Here is an 18,904-nt window from a genome sequence, read left to right on the forward strand (position 1 = left end):
CTACCTGATCCACCACCGCCAGCTTAAAGGCCAGTGTGTAGTCCTTCTGCGTTCTCTTAACCCATTGATCCACTTGACTTTCCTTTCTGATGAACAGAAAGGTGTCAACCTCATTCAGGACGGGTCAAAGCCAAAGAAAAAGAGCGCTCAAACTGAGCGCTCTTTTTTTATAGCAACAAACCCAAGTAGATCTGCGGTTGTCTTCGTATTTCGAGGTCGTCTTTACCCGTCGAGTTCGAGTTTACGACTTTACCGTTACAAATGACCACCCCGCGAACCCGCATGACTGCTGGAGGCTTGTTTACGACTTTATTTGCGTGTTTACGACTTTAATTACCCAGAATAAGTGCGGGAGCCACCACAGGCACTCACTCCACCGTCACGCTCTTGGCCAGATTGCGGGGCTTGTCCACGTCCGTCCCCCTGGCACAAGCCGTGTGGTACGCCAGCAATTGCAGTGGCACCACGTGCAGCAGCGGCGACAGCGGGCCGTAATGCTCGGGCATGCGGATCACATGCAGGCCTTCGCCGCTTTCGATCCGTGTGTCGCCATCGGCCAGCACATACAGCACGCCGCCGCGCGCGCGCACTTCCTGCATGTTGCTCTTGAGCTTTTCCAGCAGCGCGTCGTTGGGGGCGACGGTCACGATCGGCATGGCGCTGGTCACCAGGGCCAGAGGGCCGTGCTTGAGCTCCCCTGCCGGGTAGGCCTCGGCATGGATGTAGCTGATTTCCTTGAGCTTCAGCGCGCCTTCGAGCGCGATGGGGTAGTGCAGCCCGCGGCCCAGGAAGAGTGCGTTTTCCATGCGCGCGAAGTCCTCGGCCCAACTGATGATCTGCGGCTCCAGCGCCAGCACGGCCTGCAGCGCGACGGGCAGATGGCGCATGGCTTTCAGGTGCTCGGCCTCCTGGTCGTCGGTCAGGCGGCCTCGCGACTGCGCGATGGCGAGGGTAAGCAGGAACAGCCCCGCCAGCTGCGTCGTGAAGGCCTTGGTCGAGGCCACGCCGATCTCGACGCCGGCACGCGTGATGTAGGCCAGCTTGCATTCGCGCACCATGGCGCTGGTGGACACGTTGCAGATGGTGAGCGTGTGCAGCATGCCCAGGCTTTGCGCGTGGCGCAGCGCGGCCAGCGTGTCGGCCGTTTCGCCGGATTGGCTGATGGTGACGACGAGCGCGCGCGGGTTCGGCACGCTGGTGCGGTAGCGGTACTCGCTGGCCACCTCCACCTGGGTGGGAATGCCGGCGATGGACTCCAGCCAGTACTTGGCCGCGCACCCGCTGTAGTAGCTGGTGCCGCAGGCCAGGATGAGCACGGAATCGATTTCCTTGAACACGCGCCAGGCGGCGGCGCCGGGCTCGCCGTCCGGACCGGGGGCACCGTCGAACAGTTCGGGCACGATGCCGCGCACGCCCTCCAGCGTGTCGGCGATGGCGCGGGGCTGCTCGAAGATCTCCTTTTGCATGTAGTGGCGGTAAGGGCCCAGTTCGGCCGCGCCGCTGTGCGCCTGCACGGTGCGCACCGGGCGCCGGTTGGCGTCCAGCGGCTGGCCGCCCTTGCCCACGATCCAGTAGCGGCCCAGCTGCAGGTCCACCAGATCGCCCTCTTCCAGGTACACGATCTGGTCGGTGACGCCGGCGAGCGCCATGGCATCGCTGGCCAGGAAATGCTCGCCCTCCCCCACGCCCAGGATGAGCGGCGAGCCGGCGCGCGCCCCCACCACGCGGTGGGGTTCGTCCTTGTGGATGACGGCAATGGCGTAGGCGCCATGCAACTGGACCACGGCGGCCTGAACGGCCTGGAACAGGTCGCCGCTGTAGTGGCTGTCCACCAGGTGCGCGATGACTTCGGTGTCCGTCTGGCTGGTAAAGGTGTAGCCACGCGCCTGGAGGGCGGCACGCAGCTCCTCGTGGTTTTCGATGATGCCGTTGTGCACCAGCGCCACGCGGCCCAGGCGCAGGGGCTCATCGGCCGTGGGATCGCCTGTGCCCGTGCCGTGGCTGAAGTGCGGATGGGCGTTGTGCACCGCCGGGGCGCCGTGCGTGGCCCAGCGGGTATGGGCAATGCCGGTGGCTCCCTCGACCTGCTCGGCGTTCACCTGCTCCAGCAACTCGGCCACGCGGGCCGTGCTGCGGGCGCGGCGCAGGCCGCCCGTGCGGGAGGCGCCCAGGCTGGCATCGTGGATGGCCACCCCGCAGGAGTCGTAGCCGCGGTACTCCAGGCGCTGCAGGCCTTGCACGAGGATGGGAACGATGTTGCGCGTGGATACCGCGCCGACGATGCCGCACATGGACGATCTCCTGAAAGGAATGTGGATGGGCGATGGTAGGCAGGGCGGCAAGAAATATGTATTAATTATTCGATCAATTTACGGAATTAAATTTCCTAAAAAACACCCATTGAAATTTAATTCCATAAAATGTATTTCATGGAATCATTATTTCTTGATGACATTGATCTTCAACTGCTGAGTGCCCTGCAGGACGACGCCACAGCCAGCAATCAGGCCCTGGCGGCAGCGGTTCGCGTGTCGCCCCCCACCTGCCTTCGCCGGGTCAAGCGCCTGCGCGAGGCGGGCCTGATCGAGCGGGAGGTGGCCCTGATCCAGCCCGATGCTCTGGCACGGCACCTGGGCCACGGCATCACCGCGATCGTGGAAGTGACGCTGGACCGGCAGGACACCGAACGCCTGGCAACGTTCGAGCAGCGCATGCAGCCGGAAGCCGCAGTGCAGCAGTGCTACCGCGTATCGCCGGGGCCGGATTTCATTCTGGTGATCTATGCGCAGGACATCCCGGGCTACCTGACCCTGGCCCAGCGCCTGTTTTCCAGCGACGGCAACGTGCGCAACGTGAAGGCCTTCTTCAGCCTCAAGCGCAGCAAGTTCGAGCCGAAGCTGCCGTGCGTGCGTCCGGAGAGCCTGGCTCCCCACACCCCATGAGCCGCCCGACTGGCGCGGCGGCCATCGCCGCGCTCAGCCGGTGGCGGCGTCCGGCCCAGGCGCCCCCGCGGCCGGCAATTGCAGGCACACCGTGCAGCCGTGGTGGGGCGCCACACTGATGCCGATGGTGCCGCCCATGCGCGCCACCAGGCGCCGGCACCGAGCGAGCCCCAGGCCCAGGCCCTCGAACTGGCTGGCCGGATGCAGCCGCTGGAACACCTGGAACAGCTGCCCCGCCTGCGCGGCGGGAAAGCCCGCGCCGTTGTCCCGCACGGTGATGTCCACCCGATCGCCGGGTGCCGGCCGCACCTGCACGGCGATGCGTGGCGGCTGGGCCCCGCGCGAGAACTTGAGGGCGTTGTCCAGCAATGCCACCAGCACCTCCTGCAGCCAGCCCGCGTCCGCCCACAGCACGGGGCAGGCCTCGGCCGCGGGCAGATCCCATTGCACGGCGTCGATCCAGGCGCCAGCCGATCCCTCTTCGGAAGACACGGGCGCTTTCGCTGCCCCGCTTTTGGGTGACGGCGCTACCGCAGCCGCAGTCCGCGCCGCAGCCACCGCGCTCTGCAGCACCGGGCCCAGCGCGACCGGGCCCAGCGTGGCAGGGGCTGAGCCAATGCGCCCCAGCTGGATCAGCCCGTCGATCATGCCGCCGAGCTGCTGGCCTGCCTGCGCGATGGTGTCCAGAAACTGCAGCGCCTCGGGATCGGCATTGCTCTCTGCAACCGTCTCCCGCAACAGCCGGCCGTAGGCGAGGATGTGGCGCACGGGCGCGCGCAGGTCGTGCGACACGGCCCGCAGGAACGCCTCATACTCCTGCCGCGCCGCGTCAAGCTCCGCCCGCAGGCGCGCCACCTCATCGGCCTGCACGCGGCCCGCTGCATCCGGCAGATCGCTGCGGGGGCCATCCATGGCTCAGGCCTTGGGCACCTTGGCGGGGCGCTTCCAGTTCTCGATGATCACCTGCCGGCCGCGCGCCACGCTCAGCGCGCCCGGCGGGGCGTCCTTCGTGATGGTGGAGCCGCCGCCGACCGTGCCACCGGCGCCGATGGTGACGGGCGCCACCAACACGCTGTTGCTGCCAATGTGCACGTCAGCCTCGATGACGGTGCGGAACTTGTTGGCCCCGTCGTAGTTGGCCGTGATGCTGCCCGCGCCGTAGTTCACACGCTCGCCCACCGTGGCATCGCCCAGATAGGCCAGGTGGTTGGCCTTGGCGCCATCGGCCAGCGTGGAGTTCTTCACTTCGACGAAGTTGCCGATGTGCACCTCGCGGCCCAGTTGGGCACCCGGGCGCAGGCGGGCGAAAGGCCCGATCAGGGCGCCCGGGCCGACCTGCACGCCGGCTTTCTCGCCGTCGATGTGGGTGTAGGGGTGGATCACCGCGCCCGCCGCAATGGTGGCATTGGCGATGCAGCAGTGCGCACCGATCTGCACGCCCTCGCCCAGCTCCACCTGGCCGGTGAAGACGCAGTTCACGTCGATCTCCACATCCTGCCCGCAGACCAGCCGGCCCCGGACCCCGATGCGGGCATCGTCGCGCAGATCGAAGCGCGCCGGGTCGGCCAGGCGCACGCCCTGCTCCATCAGCGCCGCGGCCTGGCGGGCCTGGTGCGCGCGCTCCAGCTCCGCCAATTGCAGTGGGCTGTTCACGCCCGCCACCTGCAATGCGTCAGTGATGCGATGGGCCACCACCGGTACCCCATCGGCCACGGCCATGGCGACGATGTCGGTCAGGTAGTACTCGCCCTGGGCGTTGTCGTTGCGCAGCCGGGCGAGCCAGCCGGCCAGCCGTTGCGCCGGCACGGCCATGATGCCGCTGTACACCTCGGTGATGGCGCGCTGGGCCTCGCTCGCGTCCTTGTGCTCCACGATGCCCTGCACCGCACCGGCGGCATCGCGCACGATGCGGCCGTAGCCGGCCGGGTCGGGCAGCGTCACGGTCAGCAGCGCGAGCCGCTCCCGCGCCGAGGCCTCCACCAGCGCATGCAAGGTGGCGGCCTGGGTCAGGGGCACGTCGCCCGACAGCACGACCACGGTGCCGTCACCCGCCAGCGCGGGCATCGCCTGCTGCACGGCATGGCCGGTGCCGAGCTGCGGCTCCTGGCGGGCGAACTTCAATTCGAAACCGGCGCCGGAATCGCCCCCCGGACCGCCGGCGACGGCGGCCTCCACCTGCTCCGCGCCATGGCCAGTGATGACCACCACGCGCCGCGCCTGCAGGCTGGACGCCTGGTCGAGCACATGGCGCAGCAGCGGGCGCCCCGCCAGGCGCTGCAGGACCTTGGGGGTGCGGCTTTTCATGCGCGTGCCTTTGCCCGCCGCCATGATGATGATGTCCAGTGCTGTCATGAAAGGGTCCGTTCGGTTGCGGCCGCGCGGCACGGCGACCGGCGTCCCAGGGGAATCCGCCGATTATCGGCGCCCTGCCGCGCCCGCCAGGGGTTTTAAGATTGCTACAAAATTAATAGCAATATGCCCTAGTACTTATTGCACTGAAGGCCGATTTCACCCAAAGCCTAGAGCAGGGGTACCGGCCGGGGGATGGCGTCGTAATACTCGGCGATGCGGGCCAGCGCGCGCGGATTGATGATGCGCAGCCGCCCATCGGCGATCTCGTGCAGACCCAGTTGCGCCAGGCGCCGCAGCGTCTTGTTGGTGTGCACGAGCGACAGCCCGAGCGAGTCGGCGATGTGTTGCTGGGTGATGGGGAATTCGACGGTGCCGTTCTCGGACAGTCCCAGGCGGTCGAGCCGGCGGTACAAGTGCATGAGCAGCATGGCCACGCGCTCGGTGGCATTGCGACGGCCGGTGGTGAGCAGGTTGTCGTCCACCATGCCTTCGCCGCGCGCCGCGAGCCAGGTCACGTCGTAGCCCAGCCGGCCATGGTCGCGAAACAGCGACCACAGCCCGTCGGCCGGGAACACGCAGAACGCGCAAGGGGTGACGGCCTCCACGCCGTGCATCGCGGTGTCGCCGAACTCCTGCTGCAGCCCCACCAGGTCGCCCGGCAGCAGGAAGTTGAGGATCTGGCGCCGCCCATCCGACAGCGTCTTGTAGCGGAATGCCCAACCGGTGTAGAGCGTGTAGAGCTTGCCGTTGGGTTGGTGCTCGCGGATCAGCGTGCCCCCAGCCGCCACGGTGGCGGTGCCGCAGCGGAACTGGTCGATGAACTGCAGCTCCTGCAGCGATACCGGAGTGAAAGCGGAAGGAGTGTTGCGCAACCGGCAGGCATCGCAATGGCGCGGAATGGCGTGCGCCAGGGATTCAGAAGCAAAGTCCACGCTCATAAAGGCGAATCGGTGAGAACTGGTGGGCGGCGATTCTAGGCACACCAGGGTACTCCTCCCTATGTCTTTTGACACTGTGCACGGCACGCCACAGACCTTGCGCCGGCGCACCAGCGCCGATTGACTTTCTCCCCCGCTGGGAGATCTTTCATCAGCCTGCCGACCGGCCCTGAAATGTCAAACGGGCCGGGAGCTTTGACAGCTTCCGGCCCGCCTTCAGCGCCACCGCGCCAGTTTCTTGCCGCCTCGCTGCGATTCCCTGGGGGAACGGCAGCAAGAAAGACTTCAGGCGCAGCAGGCCTCGCCTTGCGTGGAGCGGGCCTTCAAGGCACTGTCCGCATGGCGCACCACCGCCGAAGCGCTGAAGCGGTACTGCACGGCATCGCGGCCCAGGGGCTCGATGACGGCGTGCTGGCCGGCCGCCACCCACAAGGTCTGGCCGGCATTGAGAAAGACGTCGCCGGCTGCCACGTCGCGTTCACCGTTCGGGCCGTCGTCGAGCGTGACCCAGGCATGGCCGGACATCACGCGCAGGGCCATCGGCACACGGGGGCGCAGGCTGTGGGCATTGCCGATGGCCAGCATGCAAATGTCTTTCGCCTCTCCGCGAGGCAAGACAGCGGATTGTTGAAAATTCAGAACATTTGAAGCGGTCATTTCTTTCTCCTGGAAAACCCTAGCAATGTGCCTATCATGCGTCTGGCAATGTGGCACCGTCCAATGAAAACGCCCCAGGCGATTCATGCCGGAACCACATCAATGCAAAAGACCTCCCTGATCTATTCGCATTGCGCATCAATGCAGGTCCGAGGTGCAGTCGTTGGCGCCCAACGGCCTGCTCCCGCCCACTGCAGCAGCCCTTTCACCAGCCGGGCCCCAGCCCACGCCGCCCCGCGCAAAGCCCCCACCAAGTCCGCCCAAGGCGCTACGACGCCCCGCGACCAAGCCTCGGAGTGCACTGCGGGCGCTGGCAGGGCGACCGGATCCCAGCGAAATTGCACGCCTTCGGCCACCGCGCCACCCGAAAGCGCGGCCCGACCGCCGTGCCACGGCTCGATGACGGCATGGACCCCGGGCTCGAGCATCTGCTCATCGCCTTCGCCGAGGAACCAGTCGCTGGGCAGTGCGCCCTTGCCGCCTGTCACCGTGAGCCAGACACCGCCGCGCTCGATGCGCAGCCGCGACCGCTGGGTGGGATACAAACCCAAGGCGCGGCGTGGGGGCAAAATCCAGCAACCCGCCATCGTCCGGGCCGACGCAGCGCCCACCCGGGATTGTTGCGATTCCAGAACGGAAGGGTTTGACATGGAGTGCTCCTTGCATGAATTTCGGTGTTGACAGGACTGGATATTCGACTCACCACCCCCATCCGGTCCAATGAAAAGCCGGAGATAATTTGATTCCCAAGCCTCATCAATCCCAGCCATGAATCTGCCTGCCCCCATCACCCACTTGCGCACCCGGCCAGTGGCGGTCGGCCACTGGCGCGCCTTTCTCGCGGTGGCCCGCCACCTGAACTTCCGGGCGGCCGCGGAAGAGCTGTCGCTCACCCAGTCGGCGGTCAGCCGCCAGATCCAGGCGCTGGAAGAAGAAGTGGGCGTGCCGCTGTTTCTGCGCCACACCCGGGCGGTGGAGCTGACCAGCGCCGGCGCGCAGTTGCAGCGGGCCGTCGCCCCGGCTCTTGAACGCATGGATGCCTGCGTGCGGCTGGTGCGGCAGACCGCGGGCCGCAAAAGCGTGGCCATCACCACCTGGGCCAGCTTCGCCTCGATGTGGCTCATTCCCCGCATGGAGGAGTTCCAGCGCGAAAACCCCGACATCGACATCCGCATCGACGCGAGCGATGTGGCCGTGGACCTGGAAACCGCCGACGTGGACCTGGCCCTGCGCTACAGCCTGCCCAGCGCCAACATGAGCGGCTCGCAGCGCCTGTTCGGCGAGCAGCTGGCCGTGGTGGCGAGCCCCTGGCTCATCAAGAGCAATCCGCCCATCCGCGGGCCCGCGGACGTGGCGCGCTTCACGCTCATCGAAGCGGGCGATGCGCACCGCACCATGCACCTCGAATGGCTCACCTGGCGCCGCTGGTTCGAACTCAATGGGCAGGAAAAGCTGCAGCCCAAGCGCTGGCTGTACTTCAACTACGCCCATCAGATCGTGCAGGCCACGCTCACCGGCCAGGGCCTGGCCCTGGCGCGCATGCCGCTCATCGCCGACGCGCTGGCGTCGGGCGATCTGGTGGAAGTGCTGCCGGGCTACCGGCTCGATTCACCGCTGGCGTACTGGCTGCTCGTGGGGCCGCGCGGCGGGCAGCGGCCGGAAATCCGGGCGTTCTGCGCCTGGCTCACCCTGCAGGCACAGGCCACGCGCGAGGCGATCGGCGACGTGCCCGACCCCGATCTGAGCGACAACCTGGATTGACGCGTGCGGCCCGTGCCGCAGTCCGGCGCGCTCAGGCGCTGAGCGTGACCCGCGCGAACTTGCGCTTGCCCACCTGGAGCACGTAAGTGCCCGCTTCCAGTTTGAGCCCCTTGTCGCTGACGACACCACCGTCCACACGCACGCCACCACCATCGATCAGGCGGCTGGCCTCGCTGCCGGAAGGCGCCAAGTTGGCCTGGCGCAGCAGCGCGCCGATGCCCAGCGGCGCCCCGGCCAGGGCCACCTCGGGAATCTCGTCGGGCACCCCGCCCTTGCTGCGGTTGATGAAGTCCGCCTCGGCCGCATCGGCGGCCGCCGCGCTATGAAAGCGCGCGGTGATCTCCTTGGCGAGCATCACCTTGGCGTCCTTGGGGTTGCGGCCCGCCTCCACCTCGGCCTTGAGCGCGGCGATCTCGGCGAGGGACTTGAACGACAGCAGCGTGTACCAGTCCCACATCAGCGTGTCGGAGATGGACAGCACCTTGGCGAACATCGTGTTGGCGTCTTCCGCAATGCCGATGTAGTTGTTCTTGGATTTCGACATCTTGTCGACGCCGTCCAGACCCACCAGCAACGGCATGGTGAGCACGCACTGCGGCTCCTGGCCGTACTCCTGCTGGAGATGGCGACCCATGAGCAGGTTGAACTTCTGGTCGGTGCCGCCCAGCTCCAGGTCGCTCTTCAACGCCACCGAGTCGTAGCCCTGCATGAGCGGATAGAGGAATTCGTGCACGCTGATCGACTGCCCGGTCGAAAAGCGCTTGTGGAAATCGTCGCGCTCCATCATGCGCGCGACCGTGTACTTGGCGGCGAGCTGGATCATGCCGGTCGCGCCCAGCGGCTCGCTCCATTCGCTGTTGTAGCGGATCTCCGTTTTGGCCGGGTCCAGCACCATGCTGGCCTGGCGGTAGTAGGTCTCGGCATTGGCCTTGATCTGCTCGGGGGTGAGGGGCGGCCGGGTGCTGTTGCGGCCGGAGGGGTCGCCGATCAGGCTGGTGAAGTCGCCGATCAGGAAGATCACCTGGTGCCCCAGGTCCTGCAACTGGCGCATCTTGTTGAGCACCACGGTGTGGCCGATGTGGATGTCCGGCGCCGTCGGATCCAGCCCCAGTTTGATGCGCAGCGGCACGCCGGTCGCCTCGGAGCGTGCCAGCTTCTTCGTCCATTCGTCGCGGGGCAGCAATTCGTCAGCGCCCCGGAGCGATACCTCAAGCGCCCGTCCTACACCATCGGTGATTGGGAATGTTGTAACAGCAGATTGATTCATAAGGGTTTTTTTGGGGTTTCCGGGGCGCTCGTCGTTATACTACGGCCCACATTTGCAGTGGCGGATTCTAGTGGTCCTGCCGGTTCGGACCCTTGCACCGAATGGCTGCAGCCTGACCTAAGCTCGTGCGTTCCGCCCCCACCCGGCCCGAACGCACCTCACCCTGGGGTAAGACACTTTGAACAATGGCTTGACATCCGCCAGCCTCGCACTGCTGGACCGGCTATCGCGCATCGCCCAGACCCATCCCAAACGCATCACCGCCGCCATCGCAACGCTGTTGCTGACGGGCGGCGGCGGCGCTTTCGCTGTTGCCTCCTTCGCGCCGGACCCCGCCGACCTGCCCCGCAGCACCGTCGAATACGCGGTGGATTCGCTGGCCAGCGACCAGTCCCTGCCGGCGCTGGTGGACATCCCCAACTATTCCCTCTACCGCTCGGACCAGACCCGCAGCAGCGACACTGCCGAAGCCATCCTGCAGCGCCTGGGTGTGGCGGACCCAGCGGCCGCGGCCTTCCTGCGCAGCGACGGCCAGGTGCGCCAGACCCTGCTGGGCCGCTCGGGCCGCTCGGTATCGGCAGAAACCACGGATGACCACCGCCTCATCAGCCTTACGGCGCGCTGGGTCCAGGACGACAGCGGCAATTTCCGCCGGCTGGTCGTGCAACGCAAGGGCAACGAATTCACCTCGCGCGTCGAGACGGCGCCGCTCACCGTGGGCACGCGGCTGGCTGGCGGCATCATCCGCAGCTCGCTGTTCGCCGCGACCGACGCTTCCAACATTCCCGATGCCGTGGCGACGCAGATCGCCGAGGTGTTCGCCAGCAACATCGATTTCCACCGTGCCCTGCGAAAGGACGACCGGTTCTCGGTGGTCTACGAAACGCTCGAAGCCGATGGCGAGCCGCTGCGCAGCGGCCGCGTGCTGAGCGCGGAATTCCACAACAACGGCAAGACGCACGACGCCGTCTGGTTCCAGGACACGCCCGCCTCCAAGGGCGCGTACTACACGCTGGACGGCGAAAGCATGCGCCGCGCCTACCTCACCTCGCCGGTGGAGTTCTTGCGCATCTCGAGCGGCTTCAAGATGCGCTTTCATCCCATCCTGCAAAAGTGGCGCGCCCACCTGGGCACCGACTTCGCAGCGCCCACCGGCACGGCCGTGCGCACCGTGGGCGACGGCACGGTCGATTTCGCCGGGGTGCAGAACGGCTATGGCAACGTCATCTACGTCAAGCACCGCAACCAGCACGTCACCGTGTATGCCCACCTGAGCCGCATCGACGTGCGCAAGGGCCAGAGCGTGGAGCAGGGACAGACCATCGGCGCCGTCGGCGCGACGGGCTGGGCCACCGGTCCCCACCTGCACTTCGAGTTCCGCGTGGATGGCCAGCACCAGGACCCCATGGTGATCGCGCAGCAAAGCGAAGCCGCCACGCCGGTGTCCAGCGCCTCGCGCGCCGCCTTCAACCGCCTGGCATCGAACATGCGTATCCAGTTGTCGGCTGCCGCCCAGGTGCAGCAAGCCAGCGCCCAGTAAGCGCGCTGCGCGTTCCGGCCCCATGCCAGCGCTGTACATCGGGCTCATGTCGGGCACCTCGCTCGACGGAGTCGACGGGGTGCTGGCAGATTTCTCCGAACAAAAATGCAAGGTCGCGCAATATGCATGCGCACCCTTTGCTCCTGATTTAAGAGCAGAGCTGCTTGCGCTCAACACACCCGGTGCCGACGAACTCCACCGCGCGGCGCTGGCCGGCAATGCGTTGGCACGCGCTTATGCCAGCGTGGTGCACACGCTTTTGAGACAGGCCGGCCTGCCGCCCTCCGCCGTTCGCGCCATCGGCGCCCACGGGCAGACGGTGCGCCACCGCCCCCAGACTTTTGACGGCACCGGCTACACACTGCAACTGGGCAACGCCGCCCTGCTGGCCGAATCGACGGGCATCGACGTGGTGGCCGACTTCCGCAGCCGCGACGTGGCGGCAGGCGGCCAGGGTGCACCGCTGGTACCGGCGTTTCACCAGGGGGTGTTCGGCCAGTCCGGCCGGACAGTCTGCGTATTGAACATCGGCGGCATCTCCAACCTCAGCGTGCTGGGTGCACAGGGTGCGGTGCTGGGATTCGATTGCGGGCCCGGCAACGCGCTGATGGACCACTGGTGCCAGCAGCACACGGGCCAACCGTTCGATCGCGACGGTGCCTGGGCCGCCAGCGGGCAGGTCCTGCCCGCACTGCTCGGCACACTGCGGTCCGAGCCGTATCTGTCGCAGCCACCGCCCAAAAGCACAGGACGTGACCTTTTCAACCCCACCTGGCTGGAAGGGCACCTGCCGGCGTTCGCATCGGCCGCCCCGGCCGATGTCCAGGCCACGCTGACCGAATTCACGGCCAGTGTCTGCGCCGATGGCGTTCGCCGTTTCGGTGAAGGCGACGGCCCGTTGATCGTGTGCGGCGGTGGCGCCCTCAACGGCCACCTCATGCGTCGATTGCAGGCGCTTGCGCCCGGGGCCGCCGTATCGGCTTCCGACGAGCACGGCATGCCGGCCCTGCAGGTGGAAGCCGCCGCCTTCGCCTGGCTGGCCCACCGAGCCGTGGAGCGGCGCAGTGGCAATCTGGCCAGCGTCACCGGTGCGGCCGGGCCGCGCATCCTGGGCGCGATCTACCCCGCCTGATGGCTCAGACGTGCTCCGGCACGTCGGGCACATCGTCCGCAGCCGCGCCGCTTTCGGAATCGCGTGGAGACAACTGCCAGAAGATGCCTGCCGAGGCGATGGTCACCAGCCCCATGCAGGCGAACGTGCCCTGGAAGGCCCACAGCGTCTGCTGCGCGCCCCCGCTCCCGAAGTGGCCCGTGAATGCCGAGAGCACCCCGCCCGCGGCGGCCACCCCCATGCCCATGGCCACCATCTGCACCATCGACAGCAGGCTGTTGCCGCTGCTGGCCATGCCCTGGTTCAAGTCCTTGAGCGTGACCGTGTTCATCGCAGTGAATTGCAGCGAATTCACCGCGCCGAAGATCGCCAGTTGCACGATGTGCCACCACAGCGGCTGCGAGGGGGTCGAGAGGGCAAAACTCGCCATCGTGATCCCCACCATCAACGTGTTGCCCACCAGCACGCGGCGGTAGCCGAACCGCGTGATCAATGGCGTCGTGAAACGCTTCATCGACATGCCGGCCAATGCGACCGGCAGCATCATCAGTCCGGCATGCAGGGGGGTGTAGCCCATCGTCACCTGCAGCATCAGGGGGATGAGGAAGGGCATGCACGAGCTGCCCAGGCGCGAAAACAGGTTGCCCAGCAGCCCGATGCGCAGCGTGGCCACCGAGAACAGCCGGGGCGAGAACAGTGGGTTCGGCTTACGCGCCGCATGCAGCCAGTACGCCACCAGGCTCGCCAGCCCGAAAATCAGCAACACGAGCACACTCGCCTGCCGCAGCCCCAGGCTCGACAGTCCATCCAGCGCCAGAGACAGCGCCGCCATGCCGAAGGCCAGCATGAGATAGCCCGCCAGGTCAAAGCGGGCCACCGGGGCGCCGGGCACGGCCGGCATGTACCGCAGGGTCGCCAGGCACCCGATCAGGCCGACCGGCACATTGATCAGGAAGATCCAGTGCCACGATGCCACCTCCACCAGCCAGCCACCCAGCGTGGGGCCGATCAGCGGCCCGATGAGGCCGGGGATCGCCACGAAGCTCATGGCCTGCAGAAACTTCTCGCGCGGAAAGGTGCGCAGCACCACCAGCCGCCCCACCGGCAGCAACAGCGCTCCGCCCAGGCCCTGCACCACCCGCGCCGCCACCAGTTGGTCCAGCCGGCTCGACACAGCGCAAAGCACCGATCCCACGACGAACAGCACGATGGCGCTCAAATACACGCGCCGTGCGCCGAAGCGGTCGGCCACCCAGCCCGATGCCGGGATCAGCAGCGCCATGGACAGCGAATACGCCACCACGACCGATTGCATGCGCAGCGGACTTTCCCCCAGGCTGTGCGCCATGGTGGGCAGGGCCGTGTTGACGATGGTGGCGTCCAGCGTCTGCATGAAGAACCCGACGGCCACCAGCCACAGCAGGATTTGAAGGGAGCGCTCTTGTTGCATGCCGTTCCGATCAACGGCGGTGAGGTGTTCCGCCGCACATGCCCAGCAAAAAGCCGCCCGAAGGCGGCTTTTGAGTCAGGCGAAAAATCGCGCCATCAGGCGGAGAAGCTTGATCCGCAGCCACAGGTGGTGGTCGCGTTCGGATTCTTGATGACGAACTGGGCGCCCTGCAGGTCTTCCTTGTAGTCGATTTCGGCACCGACCAGGTACTGGTAGCTCATGGCATCGATGAGCAGCGAGACGCCGTTCTTGGTCATGGTGGTGTCGTCTTCGTTCGTGATTTCATCGAACGTGAAGCCGTACTGGAAGCCCGAGCATCCGCCGCCCTGGACGAACACACGCAATTTCAGGTCGGGGTTGCCTTCTTCGGCAATCAGGTCAGCCACCTTGGCCGCCGCGCTGTCGGTGAACAGGATCGGGGCGGGCATTTCGGTCTGGATGTTTTCGGCTACGGCGCTCATGGAGTGCTCCTTCGGGAGGGTTTGCCGTCGATGGTACTGCAATGCCCCTCGAATGTGGGTCAGCTGGCGTTTGACGCCAACTTCAGTGTGGGTTTTTCCTCGACCAGCACGGTCGATGGGCTCATCTGTCCCGATATCGTGGCACCTTGGTGCATTTCAAGCGATTTGTAGTGCACGTTGCCGGTGATTCGGGCCTTGGGTTGCAATTCCAGCAGTTCTGCAGCATGCACCGGTCCGAGCACCGTGCCGTTGACGATCACATGGGCCGCGTGCACCGCGCCTTCGACCCGGGCGGACTCCGATATCACCAGAATGCTGGGCTGCTCGTCGCTGGCCCGCACGTCCCCTGCCACCTCGCCATCGATCCGCAGGCCCTCGGAAAACCGCACTTCGCCGTTGATGCGGGTGCCATGGGCAATCAGGCTCTTGATCGGGGGCTGCTTCTTGCGAGAGAACATGGAACACTCCAGTCGGTTGGCGCGGGAGGGAATGGCCCATTGCCGACGCCGCCACCGCCGCTATTCTTCGATGCTCAGGGTCTGGGTGGCACGCACCGCACTGCCCTCCAAGACCCGCGCGGTCACGGTTTTTACCACGGCATTGCCGGGCAAAGGCCACAACCCTTCCACTCGGCGGTACTGCTGGAACTGAAGGGGCTGCCCATCCGCAGGCATCGCCTGTGTCCAGGGGCGTCCATCGCGCGTGCCTGCCAGCAGCAACTCCAGCCGCCCACGGAAGTCCGGCGCATTGCGCACCGGCTGGATCACCAGCACCTGCCAGCGCAACTGATTGCCGCCGATCACGTCGGCCTGCAGTCCACGGATGCTGACGCCCTCGGTCTTGCCTGCAGGAATGAGTTTTTCGAAAAAGCCCAGATCGTCCCGGAGGGCGCGGTTGTCCGCCTCCAGCTGGCGCATCTGGGCCATCAGGCGATCCATCGTGGTGCGCTCTGCGGTCAGCAGCGTGCCGGTGGAACTCGACGTGTCCTTTTGCAAGCGCTGCTCCTCGCGCAACTGAGCTACCTCTTCGCGCAACCGCACCAGTTCGGCCCGGGAGCGGGAGTCCAGGCCTGCGATGCTCTTGCCGAACTCGAAGGCCCAGAGCGCCAGCGCGGCGCACAGGCCGAAGAAAATGGCCAGCAGCACCCAGCGAACAGGCCATGGCATCGCGCTGCGGACCGACACCCGCGGGGCACTGATGGTCAACCGGCGCCGTAGCAGCTTGAGTCGCATGTTTCCCTATCCACCAAATGGAGGAGCAGAAATGAAAAAACCGCCGGACAGGCGGTTTTCTGAAGCCGGAAAGCACCCGATAGTGCTTTCGGCCGACTGACATGCCCCTCTTGCAGCCTTTGTAAAGGCGCAGTACGGCATGGCAGTCTTTTGCAGCGGCGAAGCTTAACGCTTGGAGAACTGCTTGGCGCGGCGTGCAGAACGCAGACCGACCTTCTTACGTTCGACTTCACGTGCATCGCGGGTCACGAAGCCGGCTTGGCTCAGTGCGGGCTTCAGCGTGGCGTCGTAGTCGATCAGGGCACGGGTGATGCCGTGGCGGGTCGCACCGGCTTGGCCGGATTCACCGCCGCCGTGCACGTTGACCTGAATGTCGAAGGTTTCGACATGGTTGGTCAGCGCGAGCGGCTGCTTGGCGATCATGATCGAGGTTTCGCGGCCGAAATACTGCTGAATGTCTTTGCCATTCACAGTGATCTTGCCGGAACCCTTCTTGAGAAACACGCGGGCGACGCTGGATTTGCGACGGCCGGTGCCATTGTTCCATTCACCAATCATCTCAAGGCTCCTTAGATTTCCAGCGCCTTGGGCTGCTGGGCGGTGTGGGGATGCTCAGCACCGCCATACACCTTGAGTTTCTTGATCATCGCGTAGCCCAGGGGACCCTTGGGCAGCATGCCTTTGACAGCCTTTTCCAGCGCGCGGCCGGGGTGCTTGGCTTGCATGTCGCGGAAGTTCGTGGCCGTGATACCGCCGGGATAGCCCGAATGGCGGTAGTACACCTTGTCCAGGGACTTGGTGCCGGTGACCTTGAGCTGAGCGGCGTTGATGATGACGATGAAGTCACCGGTATCGACGTGAGGCGTATAAATGGCCTTGTGTTTGCCGCGCAAACGGAGAGCAACTTCGCTGGCTACTCGTCCGAGGACCTTGTCGGTCGCGTCAATCACAAACCACTCGTGCACGACCTCAGCGGGCTTTGCGCTGAAAGTAGACATGAGTTTCTCTTTTCAAAGAACGGGGGGTTTGTCGGTCCTTTTCCACGGTCGGTGCATCTCTGAAGGAAGCCTCTTAGGTGGTGTGAATGCTCCGCCGCGGGACCAAAAAAGCGCTGCGAAGCCCGCCATTATACGAAGCGGCGGGAAAATGCCAAGGCAAGGCTATTGGGACAGCATCGTGCGGCGGCGTTCTTCGGCTTCCAGCCTGCGGCGGTTCTCGACGCACAGCGGGTGGTTGGCCACCGCCGCGTTCTGGCATTGCTGGTGGATGCACATCGGTCGGGCGATGAATCCGGCGTTGGCACACGCTTCGTCCGGCCCCGCCACGCGTGTGGCCGCCGGCTTGGGCGTAGCCGCCGGAGCCGGCGCAGGCTCGGGCGACGCGGGCGCTTCCGCGGCCACGGCCGCTGGCGTGGGCTCAGCGACCTTGCGGGGCGCCGGTTTGGGCCGTGGTGCCGATGCAACGACGAATGCGGGCGCTGCGGCCACCGATGCAGCGGATGCGGCTGGCAGCGCCGGTGCGGCGGCCGCTTCATCGACCACGGGGATCACTTCGGCAGGCGCAGAGGCCACCGGCGCTGGCGGCTCGGCCAGTTCCGTGATGATCTGGTCTTCTGGTGTGTACTTGGTGGGATGGCGCGTGTCGCGCGAGGCGTTCCACCACAGTCCGGCAGCGATCACGGCCACGGCCACCACGCCGGCACCCGCCCAAAGCAAGGGACGGCGGCGCACGCCAGCGGCGGCCGATGCCGGCGATTCCTCGCCCGCAGCCTGGCTGCGGCGGGTCTTCGGACGCCCCAGCCGTTCCGGATGCTGAGGACGGCGCTCCTCAAAAACCGTATCGCCACCTGTCACGGTATCTGCCACCTCTTGTCCTCCATCCATGAAAACCGTGTCCTGGCCATCGGACACCACGGTGTCGCCAGCCTCCTGCCGATCGATGTGCAACTGCGCACCCGTGTCCACCGTCGGCGCCTCCACCGCAGCGGCCAGAGGCGCAGGCAAGGGTGCGCCCACCGTCGGCAAAGGAACCGAGGTGATGTCGATCATGGGCACCGCCACGCCCGTGCCATGCCGGTCGGCCGGCTCCAACCAGATATCGCCCAGCTCGGCGCGGAAATCGAACTGGTCGATGCCCTCCGGCGGAGCGACCATGTCCATGGTGCGCAGGAATTCGTCGATGCTCTGGGGGCGCTCGTCCGGCCGCAGGGCCAATGCCTGTGAAATCGCGGCCAAGAAGGGCGGGGAATATTCGACGCCGAACTGGCGCCGCACGGTCTTGGCCACCCGTGAGAACGGCACCATGCGGTCGCGGATCGACCGCAACGTGGCCGGCAGCGGCGTGTCGTTGCACAGGCTGCCATGCACCACGGCACCGAGGGCATAAAGATCGCTCCACGGGCCCTGCCGCAGATCGCTCTCGCCGTCGTTGTACTGCTCGATCGGCGCGTAATTGACCTTCAGCACCGCCGTGTGCTGGTGCCCGTGGTCGCTGATCGCATGGCGTGCAGCACCCAGGTCCAGCAGCACGGGAGGGCCGCTGTCCTGCAGGAAGATGTTGTCGGGCGAAATGTCGCGGTGCAGCGTCTGGCCGTCGTGCAGCACGCGCAGCGCGCTCAGCACCGACCACAGCAGCTTGCGTAGCCAGGCCTCGGGCGGCGGCGTGCGCATGTGCGCGCGGGCCTGCTTGAGGGTCATGCCCGTGTAGAGCGGCATGACCATATAGGCGGTGTGATTGGCTTCCCAGAATCGGAAGACCTTGACCAGCGAGGGATGGTCGAACTGGGCAAGCAGCCTGGCCTCGCTCACGAACGAGGCCAGGCCCGCCTGGAAGGATTGCTCCTGGGTGGAAGACCGCACCCACAGCGACTGCCCCTGCGCCCGCGCCGCCAGCGCCGACGGCATGTATTCCTTGATGGCCACGAAGCGCAGGAGCGAATGGTCGAACGCCTTGTAGACCATGCCGAACCCGCCCACCCCCAGCAGCGAAAGCACCTCGAACTCCCCCAGGCGCGTCCCGGCCGGCAGGGCGTCGACGTGGTGGACGTCGGTCGGGGGTTCGGTGCTGGTGATGGCGGACATGGTGACGGCTGGGCTTTCGGGCGGCAATGGTGCACCAGCAACGGCGCACCCGGCAACGGACAAGTGGATGGATTGCAACACATTGGCCGAAGCCGCCATCATGCAGCAAGCCC

The 18,904-nt window shown here is 66.2% G+C and carries 19 protein-coding genes; 5 read left to right on the top strand and 14 right to left on the bottom strand.

The genetic code is table 11. The features are described from left to right. Positions 1-265 (top strand): hypothetical protein (locus AVMA1855_RS07890; protein WP_284425290.1); only part of this gene is annotated, 265 nt, incomplete at its 5' end. 103 nt (positions 266-368) lie between these two features. Here the strand turns inward: AVMA1855_RS07890 and glmS are convergent. Next, a complete protein-coding gene (glmS, locus tag AVMA1855_RS07895; RefSeq protein WP_284425291.1) occupies positions 369-2,291 on the bottom strand; it encodes a glutamine--fructose-6-phosphate transaminase (isomerizing) in 1,923 nt (640 codons plus the stop codon). A 138-nt stretch (positions 2,292-2,429) separates the two neighbouring features. Between glmS and AVMA1855_RS07900 the strand changes: the two genes are divergently transcribed. Beyond that, positions 2,430-2,942, top strand: coding sequence for an Lrp/AsnC family transcriptional regulator (locus AVMA1855_RS07900; RefSeq protein WP_284425292.1), 513 nt, complete (start codon positions 2,430-2,432; stop codon positions 2,940-2,942). Positions 2,943-2,975: 33 nt separating this feature from the next. On the opposite strand, the gene AVMA1855_RS07905 is transcribed toward AVMA1855_RS07900, so the two are convergent. From AVMA1855_RS07905 to AVMA1855_RS07925, 5 genes are all read right to left on the bottom strand, one after another. Then, a complete protein-coding gene (locus AVMA1855_RS07905) occupies positions 2,976-3,854 on the bottom strand; it encodes a sensor histidine kinase (RefSeq protein ID WP_284425293.1) in 879 nt (292 codons plus the stop codon). Between the two features lie 3 nt (positions 3,855-3,857). Then, positions 3,858-5,294, bottom strand: a complete 1,437-nt coding sequence (glmU, locus tag AVMA1855_RS07910) for a bifunctional UDP-N-acetylglucosamine diphosphorylase/glucosamine-1-phosphate N-acetyltransferase GlmU (protein ID WP_284425294.1) — start codon at positions 5,292-5,294, stop codon at positions 3,858-3,860. 167 nt (positions 5,295-5,461) lie between these two features. Then, positions 5,462-6,232 (bottom strand): Crp/Fnr family transcriptional regulator, encoded by a 771-nt coding sequence (locus AVMA1855_RS07915; RefSeq protein ID WP_284425295.1) that lies wholly within the window; start codon positions 6,230-6,232, stop codon positions 5,462-5,464. Positions 6,233-6,517: 285 nt separating this feature from the next. After that, positions 6,518-6,817: a DUF2917 domain-containing protein gene (locus tag AVMA1855_RS07920; RefSeq protein ID WP_284413753.1), complete on the bottom strand. Its 300-nt coding sequence runs from the start codon at positions 6,815-6,817 to the stop codon at positions 6,518-6,520. Positions 6,818-7,011: 194 nt separating this feature from the next. Further along, positions 7,012-7,539 (bottom strand): DUF2917 domain-containing protein, encoded by a 528-nt coding sequence (locus tag AVMA1855_RS07925; protein WP_284425296.1) that lies wholly within the window; start codon positions 7,537-7,539, stop codon positions 7,012-7,014. 118 nt (positions 7,540-7,657) lie between these two features. Between AVMA1855_RS07925 and AVMA1855_RS07930 the strand changes: the two genes are divergently transcribed. Further along, positions 7,658-8,650 (top strand): LysR substrate-binding domain-containing protein, encoded by a 993-nt coding sequence (locus AVMA1855_RS07930; protein WP_284425297.1) that lies wholly within the window; start codon positions 7,658-7,660, stop codon positions 8,648-8,650. A 31-nt stretch (positions 8,651-8,681) separates the two neighbouring features. Here AVMA1855_RS07930 and tyrS read toward each other — a convergent pair whose 3' ends face one another. Then, positions 8,682-9,917 carry a tyrosine--tRNA ligase gene (gene tyrS, locus AVMA1855_RS07935; RefSeq protein WP_284398336.1) on the bottom strand — a complete coding sequence of 412 codons (1,236 nt, stop codon included), beginning with the start codon at positions 9,915-9,917 and terminating at the stop codon, positions 8,682-8,684. Positions 9,918-10,095: 178 nt separating this feature from the next. Here tyrS and AVMA1855_RS07940 point away from each other — a divergent pair, with 178 nt between their 5' ends. After that, entirely contained in the window at positions 10,096-11,457 is a 1,362-nt protein-coding gene (locus tag AVMA1855_RS07940) for a M23 family metallopeptidase (protein ID WP_284425298.1), read from the top strand. A gap of 22 nt (positions 11,458-11,479) precedes the next feature. Next, positions 11,480-12,589, top strand: coding sequence for an anhydro-N-acetylmuramic acid kinase (locus AVMA1855_RS07945; protein ID WP_284425299.1), 1,110 nt, complete (start codon positions 11,480-11,482; stop codon positions 12,587-12,589). A 4-nt stretch (positions 12,590-12,593) separates the two neighbouring features. On the opposite strand, the gene mdtD is transcribed toward AVMA1855_RS07945, so the two are convergent. From mdtD to AVMA1855_RS07980, 7 genes are all read right to left on the bottom strand, one after another. Continuing rightward, entirely contained in the window at positions 12,594-14,018 is a 1,425-nt protein-coding gene (mdtD, locus tag AVMA1855_RS07950) for a multidrug transporter subunit MdtD (protein WP_272565111.1), read from the bottom strand. A 95-nt stretch (positions 14,019-14,113) separates the two neighbouring features. Further along, entirely contained in the window at positions 14,114-14,479 is a 366-nt protein-coding gene (gene erpA, locus AVMA1855_RS07955; protein WP_008907234.1) for an iron-sulfur cluster insertion protein ErpA, read from the bottom strand. 59 nt (positions 14,480-14,538) lie between these two features. Then, positions 14,539-14,937, bottom strand: a complete 399-nt coding sequence (locus AVMA1855_RS07960; RefSeq protein WP_272565112.1) for a bactofilin family protein — start codon at positions 14,935-14,937, stop codon at positions 14,539-14,541. 60 nt (positions 14,938-14,997) lie between these two features. Beyond that, positions 14,998-15,711, bottom strand: coding sequence for a DUF6776 family protein (locus tag AVMA1855_RS07965; RefSeq protein WP_284425300.1), 714 nt, complete (start codon positions 15,709-15,711; stop codon positions 14,998-15,000). Between the two features lie 165 nt (positions 15,712-15,876). Beyond that, on the bottom strand, positions 15,877-16,269 hold the full coding sequence (gene rpsI / locus AVMA1855_RS07970) for a 30S ribosomal protein S9 (protein ID WP_092745279.1): 393 nt from the start codon (positions 16,267-16,269) through the stop codon (positions 15,877-15,879). 11 nt (positions 16,270-16,280) lie between these two features. Further along, positions 16,281-16,709, bottom strand: a complete 429-nt coding sequence (gene rplM / locus AVMA1855_RS07975; RefSeq protein WP_092745280.1) for a 50S ribosomal protein L13 — start codon at positions 16,707-16,709, stop codon at positions 16,281-16,283. Between the two features lie 162 nt (positions 16,710-16,871). After that, complete coding sequence (locus AVMA1855_RS07980) at positions 16,872-18,791, bottom strand: serine/threonine protein kinase (protein WP_284425301.1); 1,920 nt, start codon at positions 18,789-18,791, stop codon at positions 16,872-16,874. Positions 18,792-18,904: the final 113 nt, after the last annotated feature.

The sequence above is a fragment of the Acidovorax sp. SUPP1855 genome, assembly GCF_030158955.1.
Lineage (GTDB): Bacteria > Pseudomonadota > Gammaproteobacteria > Burkholderiales > Burkholderiaceae_C > Paracidovorax.

What these genes read in the sequence shown, in the direction of transcription:
- AVMA1855_RS07920 (WP_284413753.1), bottom strand. Translation starts at nt 6,817, where the DNA reads ATGCTGGCCATCGGCAATGCCCACAGCCTGCGCCCCCGTGTGCCGATG.
- erpA (WP_008907234.1), bottom strand. Translation starts at nt 14,479, where the DNA reads ATGAGCGCCGTAGCCGAAAACATCCAGACCGAAATGCCCGCCCCGATC.
- glmU (WP_284425294.1), bottom strand. Translation starts at nt 5,294, where the DNA reads ATGACAGCACTGGACATCATCATCATGGCGGCGGGCAAAGGCACGCGC.
- rplM (WP_092745280.1), bottom strand. Translation starts at nt 16,709, where the DNA reads ATGTCTACTTTCAGCGCAAAGCCCGCTGAGGTCGTGCACGAGTGGTTT.
- AVMA1855_RS07925 (WP_284425296.1), bottom strand. Translation starts at nt 7,539, where the DNA reads ATGTCAAACCCTTCCGTTCTGGAATCGCAACAATCCCGGGTGGGCGCT.
- AVMA1855_RS07965 (WP_284425300.1), bottom strand. Translation starts at nt 15,711, where the DNA reads ATGCGACTCAAGCTGCTACGGCGCCGGTTGACCATCAGTGCCCCGCGG.
- glmS (WP_284425291.1), bottom strand. Translation starts at nt 2,291, where the DNA reads ATGTGCGGCATCGTCGGCGCGGTATCCACGCGCAACATCGTTCCCATC.
- AVMA1855_RS07960 (WP_272565112.1), bottom strand. Translation starts at nt 14,937, where the DNA reads ATGTTCTCTCGCAAGAAGCAGCCCCCGATCAAGAGCCTGATTGCCCAT.
- AVMA1855_RS07980 (WP_284425301.1), bottom strand. Translation starts at nt 18,791, where the DNA reads ATGTCCGCCATCACCAGCACCGAACCCCCGACCGACGTCCACCACGTC.
- tyrS (WP_284398336.1), bottom strand. Translation starts at nt 9,917, where the DNA reads ATGAATCAATCTGCTGTTACAACATTCCCAATCACCGATGGTGTAGGA.
- rpsI (WP_092745279.1), bottom strand. Translation starts at nt 16,269, where the DNA reads ATGATTGGTGAATGGAACAATGGCACCGGCCGTCGCAAATCCAGCGTC.
- AVMA1855_RS07930 (WP_284425297.1), top strand. Translation starts at nt 7,658, where the DNA reads ATGAATCTGCCTGCCCCCATCACCCACTTGCGCACCCGGCCAGTGGCG.
- AVMA1855_RS07945 (WP_284425299.1), top strand. Translation starts at nt 11,480, where the DNA reads ATGCCAGCGCTGTACATCGGGCTCATGTCGGGCACCTCGCTCGACGGA.
- mdtD (WP_272565111.1), bottom strand. Translation starts at nt 14,018, where the DNA reads ATGCAACAAGAGCGCTCCCTTCAAATCCTGCTGTGGCTGGTGGCCGTC.
- AVMA1855_RS07900 (WP_284425292.1), top strand. Translation starts at nt 2,430, where the DNA reads ATGGAATCATTATTTCTTGATGACATTGATCTTCAACTGCTGAGTGCC.
- AVMA1855_RS07905 (WP_284425293.1), bottom strand. Translation starts at nt 3,854, where the DNA reads ATGGATGGCCCCCGCAGCGATCTGCCGGATGCAGCGGGCCGCGTGCAG.
- AVMA1855_RS07915 (WP_284425295.1), bottom strand. Translation starts at nt 6,232, where the DNA reads ATGAGCGTGGACTTTGCTTCTGAATCCCTGGCGCACGCCATTCCGCGC.